Origin of the sequence: Brevundimonas naejangsanensis (assembly GCF_000635915.2) — a bacterium.
In the GTDB taxonomy this organism is placed as follows: Bacteria; Pseudomonadota; Alphaproteobacteria; order Caulobacterales; family Caulobacteraceae; genus Brevundimonas; species Brevundimonas sanguinis.
Window position 1 is genome coordinate 2,158,555 of the sequence record NZ_CP015614.1, and the last position, 15,874, is coordinate 2,174,428.

Here is a 15,874-nt window from a genome sequence, read left to right on the forward strand (position 1 = left end):
TCATGAGCACGGTTCAGGGGCGGCTGCGCATCGCCGTCCAGAAATCCGGCCGCCTGGCCGAACGCAGCCTCGACCTGGTCCGCGACGCGGGCCTGCGCGTGGTGAAGGGCAACAACGACCTGCTGTATCGGATCGAGAACTATCCGATCGACCTGCTGCGGGTGCGCGACGACGACATCCCGACCTTCGTCGCCGACGGCGTCTGCGACCTAGGCATCGTCGGCGAGAATGTGCTGGATGAGGTCAGGAACGGCGGGCCGAATGCCGAGGTCGTCATGCCGCTGGGCTTCGGCCGCTGCACGCTGAAGATCGCCACGCCGCCGGGGCTGGACTACGCCGGGCCGTCGTCGCTGCAGGGCTTAAGGATCGCCACCTCCTACCCGAAGATTCTGCGCCGTTTTCTGGATGAGGCGGGGGTGGACGCCGACATCGTCACCATGCGCGGCGCCGTCGAGGTGGCTCCGCGGCTGAAGCTGGCCGCCGCCATCTGCGATCTGGTGTCGACCGGGGCGACGCTGGAGGCCAATGGCCTTATGGCGCGCGAGACCGTGCTGGACAGTCAGGCGGTGCTGATCAAGGCGCCGACGCCGCCCGAGGCGGGGCTTCAACACCTGCTGGACTCCATCGTCGAGCGGATGGCCGGCGTGGTGTCCTCGCAAGGCGCCAAATACGTGATGCTGAACGCGCCGCGCGCGGCGCTGGACCGGATCACCGCCCTGTTGCCCGGCGCCGGATCGCCGACGGTCATGCCCCTGTCGGGGCGCGACGACGCCGTGGCCGTCCACGCCGTCTGCCAGGAGGCCGTCTTCTGGGAGACGCTGGAGAAACTGAAGGCCGAAGGGGCGTCGGCCATCCTGGTCCTGCCCATCGAGAAGATGATGTGATGAAGCGTATCGACTGGAACCAATTGGACGCCGCCGGGCGCAAGGCCGCCCTGGCCCGCCCGCAGCGCCGCACCGAGAGCTTTGTCGCCAGCGTGGTGCGCGAGATCTTCGACGACGTGCAGGCGCGCGGCGGCGAGGCCGTGACCGACTGGGCCACGCGTCTGGACGGCGCCGCGCCGCGCCGGATCGAAATCACGGAAGCCGCTGCGACCAAGGCGCGCCGCGACCTGCCGCCCGCCGCCGCCCGCGCCCTGCGGGTCGCCGCCGACAATGTGCGCGTCTTCCATCAGGCGACGAAGCCCGAGGACACGCCCTTCATCGAGACGACGCCCGGCGTGAAGTCGAAGCTGGTCTGGCGGCCGATCGGCTCGGCGGGCCTCTATGTTCCGGGCGGGACGGCGCCGCTGTTCTCGTCGCTGCTGATGCTGGCCATACCGGCGGGCGTGGCTGGCGTGGCGCGGCGCGTCGCCGTCACCCCGCCGTCCAAGGACGGCTCGGTCCACCCCGCCATGATCGCCGCCGCCGCCGAGGCGGGGCTGGAGGAGTTATGGCTGCTGGGCGGGGCGCAGGCCATCGCCGCCCTGACCTTCGGCGCCGAACTGGAGGACGGCGTCATCGCCCCCGTCGACAAGCTGTTCGGCCCCGGAAACGCCTATGTCGCCGAGGCCAAGCGCTACGCCGCGTCCCTGCCCGGCGGACCGGCGCAGGACCTGCCGGCGGGTCCGTCGGAACTGCTGGTCATCGCCGACCGCGACGCCGATTTCGAGATCGTCGCGGCGGACCTGCTCAGCCAGGCCGAGCATGACGCCGACGCCCAGGTGATCCTGGTGTCCGACAGCGGCACGGCCCTGAGCGAGATCATGGCCGAGGTCGAACGACAGATCGAAAGCCTGCCGCGCGCCGCCATCGCCCGCGCGTCGCTGGCCGAGGCCCGCGCCATCCGGGTGCGCGACATGGCCGAGGCGTGCGCGGTCGCGAACCTCTACGGTCCCGAACACCTGTCGATCCAGACGGAGGAAGCCGAACGGCTGGTTGAGCGGATCAGCGCCGCGGGCGCCGTCTTCGTCGGGCGCTGGGCGGCCGAGACGCTGGGCGACTACGCCGCCGGACCCAGCCACGTCCTGCCGACCGACGGCGCGGCGCGGACGCTGGGCGGCGTCGTCACCGCCAGCTTCATGACTGCGATGTCGGTGCAGACCGTCACCGAACAAGGCGCCGCCGCCCTGGCCCCCGTCGCCGCCGCCCTGGCGCGGCTCGAGGGGCTGGAGGCCCACGCGCGCGCCGCCGATCTAAGGAGCGCGGGATGACCCACAATCTCTTCCTTCTCCCCTTGAGGGAGAAGGTGGCCTGCGGAGCAGGTCGGATGAGGGGGACGTTGGCTTCGCCCTCATCCGTCTCGCGCGTGGACACAGCCCCCTCATCCGAGCGCCTCCGGCGCCCACCTTCTCCCACGAGGGGAGAAGGGTCATGAGCTTGCCCGCCCCCTATCCGCCGCTCGTCTCGGGCGGCGACGGCCTGGAGCGTTATCCGGCCGCGCCGACCGCGCTGGCGGCCCGCATGGCCGCCCTCTACGGCGTCGACGCCGATCAGGTGCTGCCGACGCGCGGCCTGACGCACGGGCTGGAGCTGATCTGGCGCCTGGCCGCGCGCGACGGGCTGAAGGTGCAGGCGCCCGACGCCGAGCCCTATACGCAACTGGCCGCCCTCTACGCCCGCTCGGCTGAAGACGCCGAGACCGCCGCCGTGGTCATTCGCGCCCTCGGCTCGCCCGAGGCCGCAGCCGAGATGGCCGAGCGCGTCGCTCCCGCCCTGCTGGTCGTCGATGAAGGGATGGTCGAGTTCGCCGAGGCGCCGTCCGCCGCGCTCCTGGTCAACGACCACGCCAATCTGATCGTGCTGCGCAGCCTGTCGCTGGCCTATGGCCTGGCCGGGGCGCGGGTCGGGGCGGCGGTCGCGCAGGCGCAGACGCTGGCCCATCTGGCCGGCGTCCTGGAGCCCTACGCCCTGCCCGAAGTCTCGGTGCGGCTGGCGATGCAGGCGCTGGACCCGTCGCGGATGATGGAGACGGCCGAACGCATCAGCGCCGTGCGCCGCGAGCGCGTCCGCGTCGCCGAGGCCCTGTCGCGCATCATGGCGCTGGAGGCCGGGGTGGGGCCGGTGATCGTCGCCAGACCCTCCGATCCGGAGGGCGCGCTCGAGGCCCTGCGCCGCTACGGATTGCGCGCCGATCTCGCGGGCGAGCGGGTGCGCCTGCCCGTCTCGCTGAAGCCCGAGGTCAACGACCGCCTGCTGACCGCGCTGGACGCCCCCACCCCCGGCGCGCGGCGCAACCGCACCGGTCAGGCCATCCGCGACACCAAGGAGACGCGCATCGTCTGCGCCGTCGATCTGGACAGCGCCGGGCCGGTGAAAATCGAAACCGGCGTCGGCTTCTTCGACCACATGATCGAACAGGTGGCGGCGCACGGGGGGTTCGCGATCCGTCTGGCGTGCGAAGGCGACCTGCACATCGATCCGCACCACACCATCGAGGACTGCGCCATCGCCCTGGGCCAGGCGCTGAAACAGGCGCTGGGCGAGCGGCGCGGCATCGGCCGCTACGGCTTCGTCCTGCCGATGGACGAGGCCGAGGCGTCGGTCTCCATCGACCTGTCGGGACGGCCCTATCCGGTGTTCGAGGGGACGTTCGCCACGCCGATGCTGGGCGACTATCGCACCGATCTGACAGCGCATGTCGTGCGCTCCCTGGCCGAAAACCTGGGCGCGGCGGTCCATGTCCGCGTCACCGGCGACGACGACCACCACAAGACCGAGGCCGTGTTCAAGGCCCTGGGCCGCGCCCTGCGTCAGGCGATCCGGGTCGAGGGCGATGTGGTGCCCAGCACCAAGGGGGTGCTGTGATGGCGGCCGCCGCTTTCCTTCTCCCCTTGGGGGAGAAGGTGGCTCGCGGAGCGAGACGGATGAGGGGGACGTCGACGTCACCCTCCGCCCTGTCGCCTGCGGACGCAGCCCCCTCATCCGAGCGCCTCCCGCGCCCACCTTCTCCCCCGAGGGGAGAAGGGAAATACGGCGGGGGAGAAGGGCGATGAACGTCACCCTGATCGGTTATGGGGCGGGCAATGTCGCCTCGGTGCGGTTCGCGCTGGAGCGGCTGGGCGCGCGGGTGCGGATCACCGACGATCCGGCCGATGTGGACGAGGCCGAGCGGGTCATCCTGCCGGGCGTCGGCGCGGCGGGCTATGCGATGCAGCGGCTGAAAGCGCTGGGTCTGGTCGAGGCCTTGCGGGCTTTTCCTCGCCCCCTGCTGGGCGTCTGTCTGGGCCAGCAGCTCTTGTTCGAGACCAGCGCCGAGGACGGGGGCGCCGACCTGTTGGGCCTGATCCCCGGCCGGGTGGGGGCGATCGCGCCCGCGCCGTCGCGTCCTTCGCCCCACATGGGCTGGAGCCGGCTGAGCCTCCGTCGGCCTGATCCGCTGCTGGAAGGGATCGAGGACGGCGACTGGGCCTATTTCGTCCACGGCTATGTCTGCCCTGACGGCCCCGCCACCATCGCCGCAGCCGACTACGGCCTGCCCGTGCCCGCCGTGGTCAACAGCGCCAACCGCTGGGGCTGCCAGTTCCACCCCGAGCGCTCGGCGGCCGCCGGAGCGCGTATTCTGAAGAACTTCCTGGAGTTGCCCGCGTGATCATCTATCCCGCCATTGACCTGATCGACGGCCATGCGGTTCGCCTGCTGCACGGCGATTTCAATCACGTGACCCGTTACGATTCCCATCCCGCCAACCGGCTGGCGGCCTTCACCGCCGAAGGGGCCGAGTGGATCCACGTCATCGACCTGGACGGGGCGCAGGCGGGCGAGGCGCGTCAGTATGCGCTGATCGGCGACATGGCCCGGGCCGTGGATATCAAGGTCCAGTCCGGCGGCGGCGTCCGCTCGGAAAAGGATATCGAACACCTGCTGGAGGCCGGGATCAGCCGCGTCGTCGTCGGCTCGCTGGCCGTCACCGATACGGATCAGGTACTGAAGTGGCTGGAGCAGTTCGGCCCCGAAGCCATCGCCCTGGCCCTGGACGTCCGCTACGAGGACGGCCTGCCGGTGCCGGCCCTGAAGGGCTGGACGCAGTCGTCCGGCGTGGATCTGTGGAGCGTGCTGGAGCGCTATCCGGCGGGGCTGCTGCGCCACATCCTGATTACCGACGTCGGTCGCGACGGCGCCCTGACGGGCCTGAACCAGGGCCTTCTGTCCGAAGCCGTTCGCCGTCGGCCTGAGCTGGAGATCCAGGCCTCGGGCGGGGTGGCCGACCTGGACGACCTGAGGGCGGCCAAGGCCATCGGCTGCGCGGGGGCCATCACCGGCCGCGCCCTCTATACCGGCCGCTTCACCGTGGCCGAGGCGCTGAGGGCCGTCGCGGGATGACCGCCCATTTCTGCATAGGGGCGGTCCGATGACCGCCCGGCGCATCATCCCCTGCCTGGACGTCAAGGACGGCCGGGTGGTCAAGGGCGTGCGGTTCGAGGGCCACGTCGACATGGGCGACGCCGCCGAACTGGCCGCGCGCTATCGCGATCAGGGGGCCGACGAACTGGTCTTCTACGACATCACCGCCAGCCCTGAGGGACGCACGCTGGACTATGGCTGGGTGCAGGACATCGCCCGGCTGCTGGACATCCCCTTCTGCGTCGCCGGCGGCATCCGTAGCGTCGAGCAGGCGGCGCGCTGTCTCGACCACGGGGCGGACAAGGTGTCGATCAACTCCCCCGCGCTGGAGCGGCCCGAACTGATCGGCGAGCTGGCCGCGCGGCTGGGGCGACAATGCGTCGTCGTCGGCGTCGACAGCGCCTTTCAGGACGGCGAATGGCGGGTGCACAAATACACCGGCGATCCGAACGCGCGGCGCGGCGCCGGGCGGCTGACCATGGACTGGATCGTCGAGGCGCAGGGTCTGGGCGCGGGCGAGATCGTGCTGAACTGCATTGATCAGGACGGGGTGCGCAAAGGGTATGACGTGGCTCAGCTGGCCGAGGCGCGGCGGCGGCTGACCGTTCCGCTGGTGGCCTCGGGCGGGGCCGGGGCGGTGGAGCATTTCAGGGACGTGTTCGTGGAGGCGGACGTGTCGGGCGCGCTGGCGGCGAGCGTTTTCCACTCGGGCGCGATCTCGATCCCGGATTTGAAGCGTTATCTGGACGCGCAAGGCGTGGAGGTCAGGATATGACGACCATCGATTCCCTTCTCCCCTCGAGGGAGAAGGTGGCTCGCGCAGCGAGACGGATGAGGGGGCTGCCTGCCTCATCCTCCACCGTCTCGCATGCGGACACAGCCCCCTCATCCGAGCGCCTTCGGCGCCCACCTTCTCCCACGAGGGGAGAAGGAAAATGACAGTCGATCTCTCCCAGATCGACTTCGCCAAGGGAAACGGCCTGATCCCCGCCGTGGTGCAGGACGCCGACACGCTGCAGGTGCTGACGCTGGCCTATATGGACAAGGCGGCGCTGAGGGAGACGCTGGACAGCGGGCAAGCCACCTTCTTTTCGCGCTCGCGCGGCGGGCGGTGGAGGAAGGGCGAGACGTCGGGCGACTTCCTCAACGTCGTCTCGGTGACGCCTGATTGCGACGGCGACGCCGTGGTGGTGAAGGTGCGCCCGGTCGGAAACGCCTGCCACCTGAACCGCATCAGCTGCTTCGGCGAGGAGGACGCGCCCGGCCTGGGCCGCATCGGGCGGCTGGAGCGCACCATCCATGTCCGCGCGAAGGCCGATCCCAACGACAGCTGGACCGCCCGCCTGATCGCGCAAGGCCCCAAACGCGCGGCGCAAAAGGTCGGCGAAGAAGGCGTCGAGACGGCTCTGGCCGGGGCGGCGGGAGATAATGCGGAACTCGCCAGCGAGGCGGCGGATTTGATCTATCACCTGCTGGTGCTTCTGCACGCCCGTGACATGGTGTTCCAGGACGTGCTGGACGTTCTGACCCGACGGGCGGAACCGGCTGAAGATCAAGGCTGACGGCCCGCTGTGCGGGTCGGCCTGAAGCGAAGGAGACCTGAATGGCGGCGCTGATACTGTTCGGAGGCGGGGGCGACCTCGCCCTGCGTATGCTGCTGCCGTCGCTGTACTTCCTCGATCACGACGGCCTGCTGCCGGACGGGCTGAAGATCATCGCCGCCGCGCGCACCGAAGAGACGACCGAGGCCTATCTGAAAAAGGTGCGCGAGGCGGTGCAGCCGCGCGCCGAAGCCGACAACGCCTGGCGCGAAGACAGCTGGCGGCGATTGACTGAGCGGCTGGAATACATGGCCGTAGACGCCACCGACGCTGACAGCCTGAAGCCGCTGAAGGCCCGCGCCGGCGAGGGCGCGATCACGGCTTTTCTGGCGGTGTCGCCGTCGCTGTACGGCCGCATCGTCACGGCGATGAAAACGGCCGGTCTGGCCGGGCCCGACGACCGCATCGTGCTGGAAAAGCCGGTCGGGCGCGACCTGGAGAGCTTCCGCGAAATCGACGACGCCGTGGCCGACGCCTTTGACGAGCGGCAGGTGTTCCGCATCGATCACTACCTGGGCAAGGAGACGGTGCAGAACCTGATCGCCCTGCGCTTCGGCAACGCCATCTTCGAGCCGCTGTGGAACAATCTGACCATCGACCATGTGCAGATCACGGTCGGGGAGACGGTCGGCGTCGGCGACCGCTGGCCCTATTACGACGAATACGGCGCCCTGCGGGACATGGTGCAGAACCATATGCTGCAGCTGCTGTGTCTGGTGGCGATGGAGCCGCCCAGCGACCTGGACCCGGACTCCGTGCGCAATGAGAAGGTGAAGGTGCTGCGCTCGCTGCGCCCCATCATGGCCGAGGACGCCGAACGCGTCACGGTGCGCGGCCAGTATAGGGCTGGAGATATCGAGGGCCGGTCGGTCGAGAGCTATGAAGCCGAGCGCGGCCAGCCGTCGGACACGGAGACCTTCGTCGCCCTGCGCGCCGATATCGACAACTGGCGCTGGGCCGGCGTGCCCTTCTTCATGCGCACCGGCAAGCGGCTGGCCGAGAAACGCACCGAGATCGTCATCCAGTTCAAGCCGGTGCCCCACTCCATCTTCGGCCACGGAGAGCGGGGCGACATCTATGACAACCGGCTGGTGATCGAGCTGCAGCCGGACGAGGACATCTCCCTGTCGGTGATGAACAAGAAGCCGGGGCTGGAGCAGCGGATGCAGCTTCAGCCGATCCAGATGAGCCTGTCGTGGGGGCAGGATGGGAAGGACGGCGCGGCTCCGCGTCGCCGCATCGCCTATGAGCGGCTGCTGCTGGACGCCCTGCACGGCGACTCCACCCTGTTCGTGCGCCGAGATGAAGCCGAGCAGGCCTGGAAATGGGTGGACGAGGTGGCGGACGCCTGGTCGTGCCGGGAGTGTCGGCCGCTGGACTATGACGCGGGAAGCTGGGGGCCGGAGGCGGCGGACCTGCTGCTGTCGCGCACTGGGCGGAAGTGGAACGTGCGATGAAGAAGCTCAACTTCTCTCCTTCTCCCTTCGAGGGAGAAGGTGACCTGCGAAGCAGGACGGATGAGGGGGCTGTGTTATCACGCAAGACGGCGGAGTGTGGGGCTAACGTCCCCCTCATCCGAGCCACGCTGCGGCCCACCTTCTCCCCCGAGCGGAGAAGGAGCGTGACGGCATGATCCGGAACTTTCCCACCCGCCAGGCCTGGGCCGAGGCCGCCGCAGACCGGCTGGCCGAAGCGCTGGCGGAGGCGCTTGCGGCCGACGGGCGCGCCCTGTTCGCGGGGTCAGGCGGGTCGACCCCCTCGCCCATCTATGCACGGTTGGCGCAGGCCGATCTCGACTGGACCAAGGTCACGGCGACCTTGGTGGATGAACGCTATGTGCCTGAAGCTTCACCCGCCTCGAACGCGGCCCTGTTGAAGCGCGCCCTTCTGACCGGCCCCGCCGCCGCGGCGCGGTTCATCCCGCTCTACAGTCCCGCCGTGACGGTGGATCGGGCGGCCGCTCTCGCATCGCAGACGCTGGCCGCAGACGGCCGCCCGCTGGACGCGGTCCTACTGGGCATGGGCGAGGACGGGCATATCTGTTCCATGTTCCCCGGCAGCCCGACGCTGACCACCCTTCTGACGCCCAGCCTGAAACCCGCCGTCTACGGCGTGCCGGCCGGGCGTGACGGCGCGGCGCCGCCGCAGGAGCGACTGACGCTCAACCTGCCGTGGCTGGTCACGGCGCGCTGCGTGGTGCTGGCCCTGACCGGTGCCAAGAAGCGCGCCGTGTTCAAGCGTGAGGCGGCGGGCGATCCGGCCGTCAGCCCCATCGCCGCCCTGGTCGCGGCGAACGCCCCCCTTGAAGTAATCTGGACGGAGGCCGACTGATGGCGCTCAATCCTGTGGTGGCCGAGGTCACCGCCCGCATCGTCGAACGCAGCCGCAAGACCCGCGCCGACTATCTGCGCCGCATGGACACGGCGACGGGATCGGGGTCGGGACGGGCCAAGCTGTCCTGCGCCAACTGGGCCCACGCCTTCGCCGGGCAGACGGTAGCAGACAAGCTGACCGCGATGACGGGCGCCCAGCCCAACCTCGGCGTCGTCACCGCCTATAACGACATGCTGTCGGCGCATCAGCCGTTCGAGCGCTTTCCGGAGATCATCCGCAAGGCCGCCCGCGAGGTCGGCGCCACGGCGCAGGTGGCGGGCGGAACCCCGGCCATGTGCGACGGCGTCACCCAAGGCCGCCCGGGCATGGAGCTGAGCCTGTTCAGCCGCGATGTGATCGCCATGTCCACAGGGGTGGCCCTGGCCCACGACGCCTTCGACGCCGCCCTGATGCTGGGGGTGTGCGACAAGATCGTGCCGGGCCTGTTCATGGGGGCGCTGGCGTTCGGCCATCTGCCCGTCGTCTTCGCCCCGGCCGGGCCGATGCCCAGCGGCATCCCCAACGCCGAGAAGGCCCGCGTTCGGGCTGAATACGCGCAAGGGCTGATCGACCGCGCCGAACTGCTGAAGAGCGAGATCGCCAGCTACCACTCTCCCGGCACCTGCACCTTCTACGGCACGGCCAACTCCAATCAGATGATGATGGAGGTCGCCGGACTGCATATGCCGTCGACGGCCTTCGTCCACCCGGACACCGGCCTGCGCGACGCCCTGACGGCGGCGGCGGCGAAGCGGGCGATCGAGCTGGCGCGCGAGGGGCGCGGCCGGATGGCCGACGTCGTGTCGGAAAAGACCATCGTCAACATGATCGTCGCCCTGCTGGCCACCGGCGGGTCGACCAATCACGCCATCCACCTTGTGGCCATGGCCCGGTCTGCGGGGGTGCTGATCGACTGGACCGACATGGACCAGCTGTCGTCGGTCACGCCGCTGCTGGCGCGGGTCTATCCGAACGGCTCGGCCGATGTGAACGCCTTTCAGGCGGCGGGCGGGGTGGCCTTCGTCACCCGCGAGCTGGTCGAGGCGGGGAACCTGCATCCCGACGTGACGACCATCATGGGCCAGGGGCTGGAGGCCTATTTCAAGGAGCCTCGGCTGGAGGACGACGAACTGGTCTGGCGCGACACGGTGCGTGAGAGCCTGGACCTGACCATCCTGCGGCCCGCCACGGACCCGTTCGACCGCGAGGGGGGTTTGCGGCTGGTGCAGGGCGACCTCGGCCGGGCGGTGATCAAGATCTCGGCGGTCAAGCCTGAGAACCGCATCGTCGAGGCCCCCGCCGCCGTGTTCGAGACCCAGGAAGACGCGCTGCAGGCCTTCAAGGATGGAAAGCTGGACCGCGACGTGGTGGTGGTGCTGCGCTTTCAGGGGCCGCGCGCCAATGGGATGCCGGAACTGCACAGCCTGTCGCCCGCGCTCAGCGTGCTGCAGGACAAGGGCTTCAAGGTCGCCTTCGTCACCGACGGCCGCATGTCGGGCGCCAGCGGCAAGACGCCCGCCGCCATCCATGTCAGCCCCGAGGCGCTGGCCGGCGGGCCGCTGGCCCATGTGCGCGACGGCGACGTGATCCGGCTGGACCCCGAGGCGGGGGTGCTGACCACCGTCGGCGCCGGCGACCTGAAGGCCCGTCCTGCGGCCGCCCGCTCACGCGTCCACGCAGAGGGCTCGTCATGGGGTTATGGACGCGAGCTGTTCGGCGCCTTCCGCCAGGCGGTGTCCACGGCCGAGCAAGGCGCCAGCGTCTGTTTCAGCGCCCCCATCGGCGCCAACGGCCATGACGACGGCCCGCCCGATCCGAACCTGGTCGATCGCGCGGTGGACGCATGACGCAGGAAAGCATGACCTCTGCCCCGCTTCTGGTCGGCGACGTCGGCGGCACCAACGCCCGGTTCGCCCTGGCCCGCACCGTCGAGGGCCGCACCGTGCTGGAGCATTTCGACAGCTTTCCCGCCCGGACCTATCCGACCTTTCTGGAGGGCGTGGCCGCCTATCTGGACGGGTGCGAGGTTCGGCCCAGCGGCGGGGTGATCGCCGTGGCGGGGCCGGTCGCGCACGGCGCCATCGACATGACCAACTCGACCTGGCGGGTGTCGGAGCAAGAGCTGCAGACGCTGGGCCTCGATCCGGTGCGGCTGATCAACGACTTCGAGGCCCAGGCCTGGGGCGCGCCGGTCGTGCCGCCGGATCAGCTGGCGTCCCTCGGAGGGCCGGACGAGGGCGATCCACACGCGACCATCGCCGTGGTCGGGCCCGGCACGGGCTTTGGCGTATCGGCCCTGGCGCGCGACGCCCAGGGGCGCGAGACGGCCCTCGCGGGTGAAGGCGGCCACGCCTGTTTCGCCCCCGGCGACGCGGTCGAGGACGAAGTGCTGCGCATCCTGCGCCGCCGCTATGAACGGGTGTCGATCGAGCGGCTGATCTGCGGGCCCGGCCTGCTGAACCTGCATCGCGCCCTGGCCGAGATCGACGGCCGCGAGACCCATATCGACGACCCCGCCCAGATCACCGCCCAGGCCCTGGACGACCCGAACAGCCCGTGCGGCGCCACCCTGGCCCGCTTCTGCGCCATGCTGGGGGCCGTGGCGGGCGACATCGCCCTGACCACCGGCGCGCGCGGCGGGGTCTATATCGCCGGGGGCATCGTCCCGCGCATCCTGCCCTTCATTCAGGCCAGCCCCTTCCGGCGCCGGTTCGAGCGTAAGGGGCGGTTTGAGGGCTATATGGCCGCCATACCGACGAAGGTGATCCTGCACGAACACGCCGCCCTGCTGGGGGCCGCGCGCGTCGCGCTCGCACAAGAGCGATAAAAATGATCACAGGGGCGTGAACCGAATGTGAGGACGAGGCGTTACTCGGGCCTCAACCTTTGGAGGAACACCATGCGTAAACTCGTTCTGACCGCCGTCTCCATCGCCGCCTTCGCCGGCCTGGCCGCCTGCGGCGAAAGCGCCGCCGACCGGGCTGCGGAACAGAAGGCCGACGCCCTGGAAGCTCAGGCCGCCGCCACGCCGAATGAAGCCGAAGAGCGCGCCCTGAACGCCGAGGCCGACCGCATCGAGCAACAAGCGGGCAACGCCGACGGCGGCATGACCACCGAGAATACGCCGAACACCTCGCCGAGCACCAATCCGCCGGCCCCGTCGAACTAAGAGACGGTCCAGAATGATCAAGCCCCCACCGCGCTGGCGATGGGGGCTTTTTCTTGCCTGGAGTTCAGGCTGGACCGCCAGGCCTCAGCCGGCCGCGCCCTTCTGGAACCCGGTCCAGCAGTCGTCGTAATCGAGCTGCATCAGCGGCGTCTGTTCAGCCCACTGGGTCGTGCGGATCGGCATCCGGGTCTCGAACATGAAGGCCAGGGTGTTCTCGATCTTGTGCGGCTTCAGCTCCGCCTTGGTCGCGCCGTCCCAGCTAGCCTGGTCGGGGCCGTGGCCGCTCATGCGGTTGTGCAAGGAGGCGCCGCCCGGCGCGAAGCCGCCCGCCTTGGCGTCATACTCGCCGAAGATCAGCCCCATGAACTCGCTCATGACGTTGCGGTGGAACCACGGCGGGCGGAAGGTGTCTTCGGCCACCATCCAGCGCGGCGGGAAGATGACGAAGTCGCAGTTGGCGGTGCCTGGCGTATCGCTGGGCGAGGTCAGGACGGTGAAGATCGACGGGTCCGGGTGGTCGAAGCTGACCGTGCCGATGGTGTTGAACCGCGCCGTGTCATAGCGGCAGGGGGCGTAGTTGCCGTGCCAGGCGACCACGTCCAGCGGGCTGTGATCGAAGGTCGTGGCCCACAGCTGGCCGCCGTATTTCTGAACGCACTGCGTCGGACGGTCCACGTCCTCGAACCAGGCGACGGGCGTCTCGAAGTCGCGCGGATTGGCCAAGCCGTTGGAGCCGATGGGGCCCAGGTCCGGCAGGCGGAAGGGCGCGCCGTAATTTTCGCAGACATAGCCGCGCGCCTCACCGTCCACCTCGACGCGGAAGCGGACGCCGCGCGGAATGACGACAATGTGGCCCGGCGCCGCCTCGATGAGGCCCATCTCGGTGACGAAACGCTGCGTCCCCTGCTGCGGCACGATCAGCAGTTCGCCGTCGGCCGAATAGAAGACGCGGTCGACCATCGAGCGGTTGGCGACATAGAGATGAACGCCCACCCCCGTGCCGGAATCGGCGCAACCGTTGCCGCCATAGGTGGTCAGCCCCTCGACCCAGTCGGTCGGCTGGTCCGGCATGGGCAGCGGGTCCCAACGCATCCGGTTGGGATTGGGCGGCGTTTCGGTGAAGGGGCCGGACCGCACCCGGCCCTGCGCGAACGGCTGATACGGCCCGTGCTGGGCCGAGGGCCGCAGGCGATACAGCCAGCTGCGCAGATTGTGATCGCGCGGCGCGGTGAAGGCGGTGCCCGACAGCTGTTCGGCATAGAGGCCCAGCGCCGGGCGCTGCGGCGAGTTGCGCCCGACCGGCAGGGCGCCGTCCACGGCCTCCGTAGCGAAGTGATTGGCGAAGCCACTCTGATAGGCGGGCGCGTTGGATCGCGTCATATCGTTTCTCCCTTGGCGAGAGATGTAAGCGATCCGCATCGCAGCGTCACCCCGAGGGGGATGACTTTGCCTTGGATCAAACCCGCCCCGGCATCATCCTTGTGCGAACAGGGATGAAGACGACGGGCTCGGCCGTCAATCCTCGTCCATCTTCAGGGCGGCGATGAAGGCTTCCTGCGGGATCTCGACCTTGCCGAACTGGCGCATCCGCTTCTTGCCCGCCTTCTGCTTCTCCAGCAGCTTCTTCTTGCGGGTGGCGTCGCCGCCGTAGCACTTGCTCGTCACGTCCTTGCGCAGGGCGCGCACTGTCTCGCGGGCGATGATCTTGCCCCCGATGGCCGCCTGGATCGGGATGGTGAACATGTGCGGAGGGATCAGCTCCTTCATCTTCTCGACCATGCCGCGGCCGCGCGTCTCGGCGCGGGCGCGGTGCACCAGCATCGACAGGGCGTCCACCGGCTCGGCGTTGACCAGGATCGACATCTTCACCAGGTCGCCGACCTTGTAGTCGGTGATCTCATAGTCGAACGAGGCGTACCCCTTCGAGATCGACTTCAGCCGGTCGTAGAAGTCGAACACCACCTCGTTCAGCGGCAGCTCGTAGACCACAAGCGCGCGGCTGCCGACATAGGACAGCTCGATCTGGCTGCCGCGACGGTCCTGGCACAGCTTGATCACGCCGCCGAGGTATTCGTCGGGGGTCAGGATGGTGGCCTTGATCCACGGCTCGCTGATCGTCTCGATCTGCATGACGTCCGGCAGGTCGGCCGGGTTGTGCAGGTCGATCTCGGTCCCGTCGCGCAGGCCGATCTTGTAGACGACCGAGGGCGCCGTCGCGATCAGGTCGAGGTTGAACTCGCGGCTCAGGCGCTCCTGAATGATCTCCAGGTGCAGCAGGCCCAGGAAGCCGCAGCGGAAGCCGAAGCCCAGGGCGGCCGAGCTCTCCATCTCATAGGTGAAGCTGGCGTCGTTCAGGCGCAGCTTGCCGATGGCGGCGCGCAGGTCCTCGAAGTCGGCGGCGTCGACCGGGAACAGGCCGCAGAAGACCACCGACTGGACTTCCTTAAAGCCCTTCAGGGCTTCGGCGGTCGGCTTCTTCTCGTCGGTGATGGTGTCGCCGACGGCGGCGTGGGCGACTTCCTTGATCTGGGCGGTGATGAAGCCGACCTCGCCGGGGCCAAGCTGCTCGACGGGCGTGTTCTTGGGCAGGAAGACGCCGACGCGATCGACCAGATGGGTCGAGCCGGTCTGCATCATCTTGACGCGCATCCCCGCCTTCAGCACGCCGTCGAACACGCGTACCAGCAGCACCACGCCCAGGTAGGGGTCGTACCAGGCGTCGACCAGCATGGCCTTCAGCGGAGCGTTGATGTCGCCCTTGGGCGCCGGCAGGCGCGCGACGATGCCTTCCAGCACGTCTTCGATGCCCAGACCCGACTTGGCCGAGCATTCGATGGCGTCCGAGGCGTCCAGGCCGATGACGTCCTCGATCTGGGCCTTGACCCGCTCCGGCTCGGCGGCGGGCAGGTCGATCTTGTTCAGGACCGGGACGATCTCATGGTTGTTGTCGATGGCCTGATAGACGTTGGCCAGCGTCTGGGCCTCGACCCCTTGCGAGGCGTCCACCACCAGGATCGAGCCTTCACAGGCCGCCAGAGAGCGCGACACCTCATAGGCGAAGTCGACGTGGCCCGGCGTATCCATCAGGTTCAGGACGTAGTCGTGCCCGTCCTTGGCCTTGTAGTTCAGGCGCACGGTCTGCGCCTTGATGGTGATGCCGCGCTCCTTCTCGATGTCCATGTTGTCGAGCACCTGCTCGGACATTTCGCGCGCGGTCAGGCCGCCCGTGAACTGGATCAGGCGGTCGGACAGGGTCGACTTGCCGTGGTCGATGTGGGCGACCACCGAGAAATTGCGGATGCGTTCGATAGGGGGCGTCGTCATGGTCCGGCGCGCGTAGCACGGCGCGCGACTTTGCGCCACGACGCTGACGCGCAAGGAGCCCAAGATCAGACCGCAAGGCCCACAGG

The 15,874-nt window shown here is 69.2% G+C and carries 14 protein-coding genes; 12 read left to right on the top strand and 2 right to left on the bottom strand.

Going from position 1 to position 15,874, the window contains the following annotated elements; genetic code table 11:
• Positions 1-2: 2 nt before the first annotated feature.
• The 12 genes from hisG (at position 3) to DA69_RS10360 (ending at position 12,464) form a co-directional block, all read left to right on the top strand.
• On the top strand, positions 3-884 hold the full coding sequence (hisG, locus tag DA69_RS10305) for an ATP phosphoribosyltransferase (RefSeq protein WP_025978637.1): 882 nt from the start codon (positions 3-5) through the stop codon (positions 882-884).
• On the top strand, positions 884-2,191 hold the full coding sequence (gene hisD, locus DA69_RS10310; protein WP_064108290.1) for a histidinol dehydrogenase: 1,308 nt from the start codon (positions 884-886) through the stop codon (positions 2,189-2,191). Before hisG ends, hisD begins: the two co-directional genes overlap by 1 nt.
• Before the next feature lie 160 nt (positions 2,192-2,351).
• Positions 2,352-3,785, top strand: a complete 1,434-nt coding sequence (hisB, locus tag DA69_RS10315) for an imidazoleglycerol-phosphate dehydratase HisB (RefSeq protein WP_025976216.1) — start codon at positions 2,352-2,354, stop codon at positions 3,783-3,785.
• Positions 3,786-3,969: 184 nt separating this feature from the next.
• Positions 3,970-4,569 (top strand): imidazole glycerol phosphate synthase subunit HisH, encoded by a 600-nt coding sequence (hisH, locus tag DA69_RS10320; protein ID WP_025976215.1) that lies wholly within the window; start codon positions 3,970-3,972, stop codon positions 4,567-4,569.
• Complete coding sequence (gene hisA, locus DA69_RS10325) at positions 4,566-5,300, top strand: 1-(5-phosphoribosyl)-5-[(5-phosphoribosylamino)methylideneamino]imidazole-4-carboxamide isomerase (protein ID WP_025976214.1); 735 nt, start codon at positions 4,566-4,568, stop codon at positions 5,298-5,300. Before hisH ends, hisA begins: the two co-directional genes overlap by 4 nt.
• Positions 5,301-5,328: 28 nt before the next feature.
• Positions 5,329-6,096, top strand: a complete 768-nt coding sequence (gene hisF, locus DA69_RS10330; protein WP_025976213.1) for an imidazole glycerol phosphate synthase subunit HisF — start codon at positions 5,329-5,331, stop codon at positions 6,094-6,096.
• Between the two features lie 160 nt (positions 6,097-6,256).
• Complete coding sequence (gene hisIE, locus DA69_RS10335; protein WP_025976212.1) at positions 6,257-6,883, top strand: bifunctional phosphoribosyl-AMP cyclohydrolase/phosphoribosyl-ATP diphosphatase HisIE; 627 nt, start codon at positions 6,257-6,259, stop codon at positions 6,881-6,883.
• Positions 6,884-6,924: 41 nt separating this feature from the next.
• A complete protein-coding gene (gene zwf, locus DA69_RS10340) occupies positions 6,925-8,379 on the top strand; it encodes a glucose-6-phosphate dehydrogenase (protein WP_025976211.1) in 1,455 nt (484 codons plus the stop codon).
• 172 nt (positions 8,380-8,551) lie between these two features.
• On the top strand, positions 8,552-9,253 hold the full coding sequence (gene pgl, locus DA69_RS10345) for a 6-phosphogluconolactonase (protein ID WP_025976210.1): 702 nt from the start codon (positions 8,552-8,554) through the stop codon (positions 9,251-9,253).
• Complete coding sequence (edd, locus tag DA69_RS10350) at positions 9,253-11,142, top strand: phosphogluconate dehydratase (protein WP_025976209.1); 1,890 nt, start codon at positions 9,253-9,255, stop codon at positions 11,140-11,142. Before pgl ends, edd begins: the two co-directional genes overlap by 1 nt.
• An 11-nt stretch (positions 11,143-11,153) precedes the next feature.
• Positions 11,154-12,122 carry a glucokinase gene (gene glk / locus DA69_RS10355; protein WP_029972284.1) on the top strand — a complete coding sequence of 323 codons (969 nt, stop codon included), beginning with the start codon at positions 11,154-11,156 and terminating at the stop codon, positions 12,120-12,122.
• Positions 12,123-12,194: 72 nt separating this feature from the next.
• Entirely contained in the window at positions 12,195-12,464 is a 270-nt protein-coding gene (locus DA69_RS10360) for a hypothetical protein (RefSeq protein ID WP_025976207.1), read from the top strand.
• Between the two features lie 84 nt (positions 12,465-12,548).
• Here DA69_RS10360 and hmgA read toward each other — a convergent pair whose 3' ends face one another.
• Entirely contained in the window at positions 12,549-13,844 is a 1,296-nt protein-coding gene (gene hmgA / locus DA69_RS10365) for a homogentisate 1,2-dioxygenase (protein WP_025976206.1), read from the bottom strand.
• Between the two features lie 135 nt (positions 13,845-13,979).
• Positions 13,980-15,788, bottom strand: coding sequence for a translation elongation factor 4 (gene lepA, locus DA69_RS10370; protein WP_025976205.1), 1,809 nt, complete (start codon positions 15,786-15,788; stop codon positions 13,980-13,982).
• Positions 15,789-15,874: the final 86 nt, after the last annotated feature.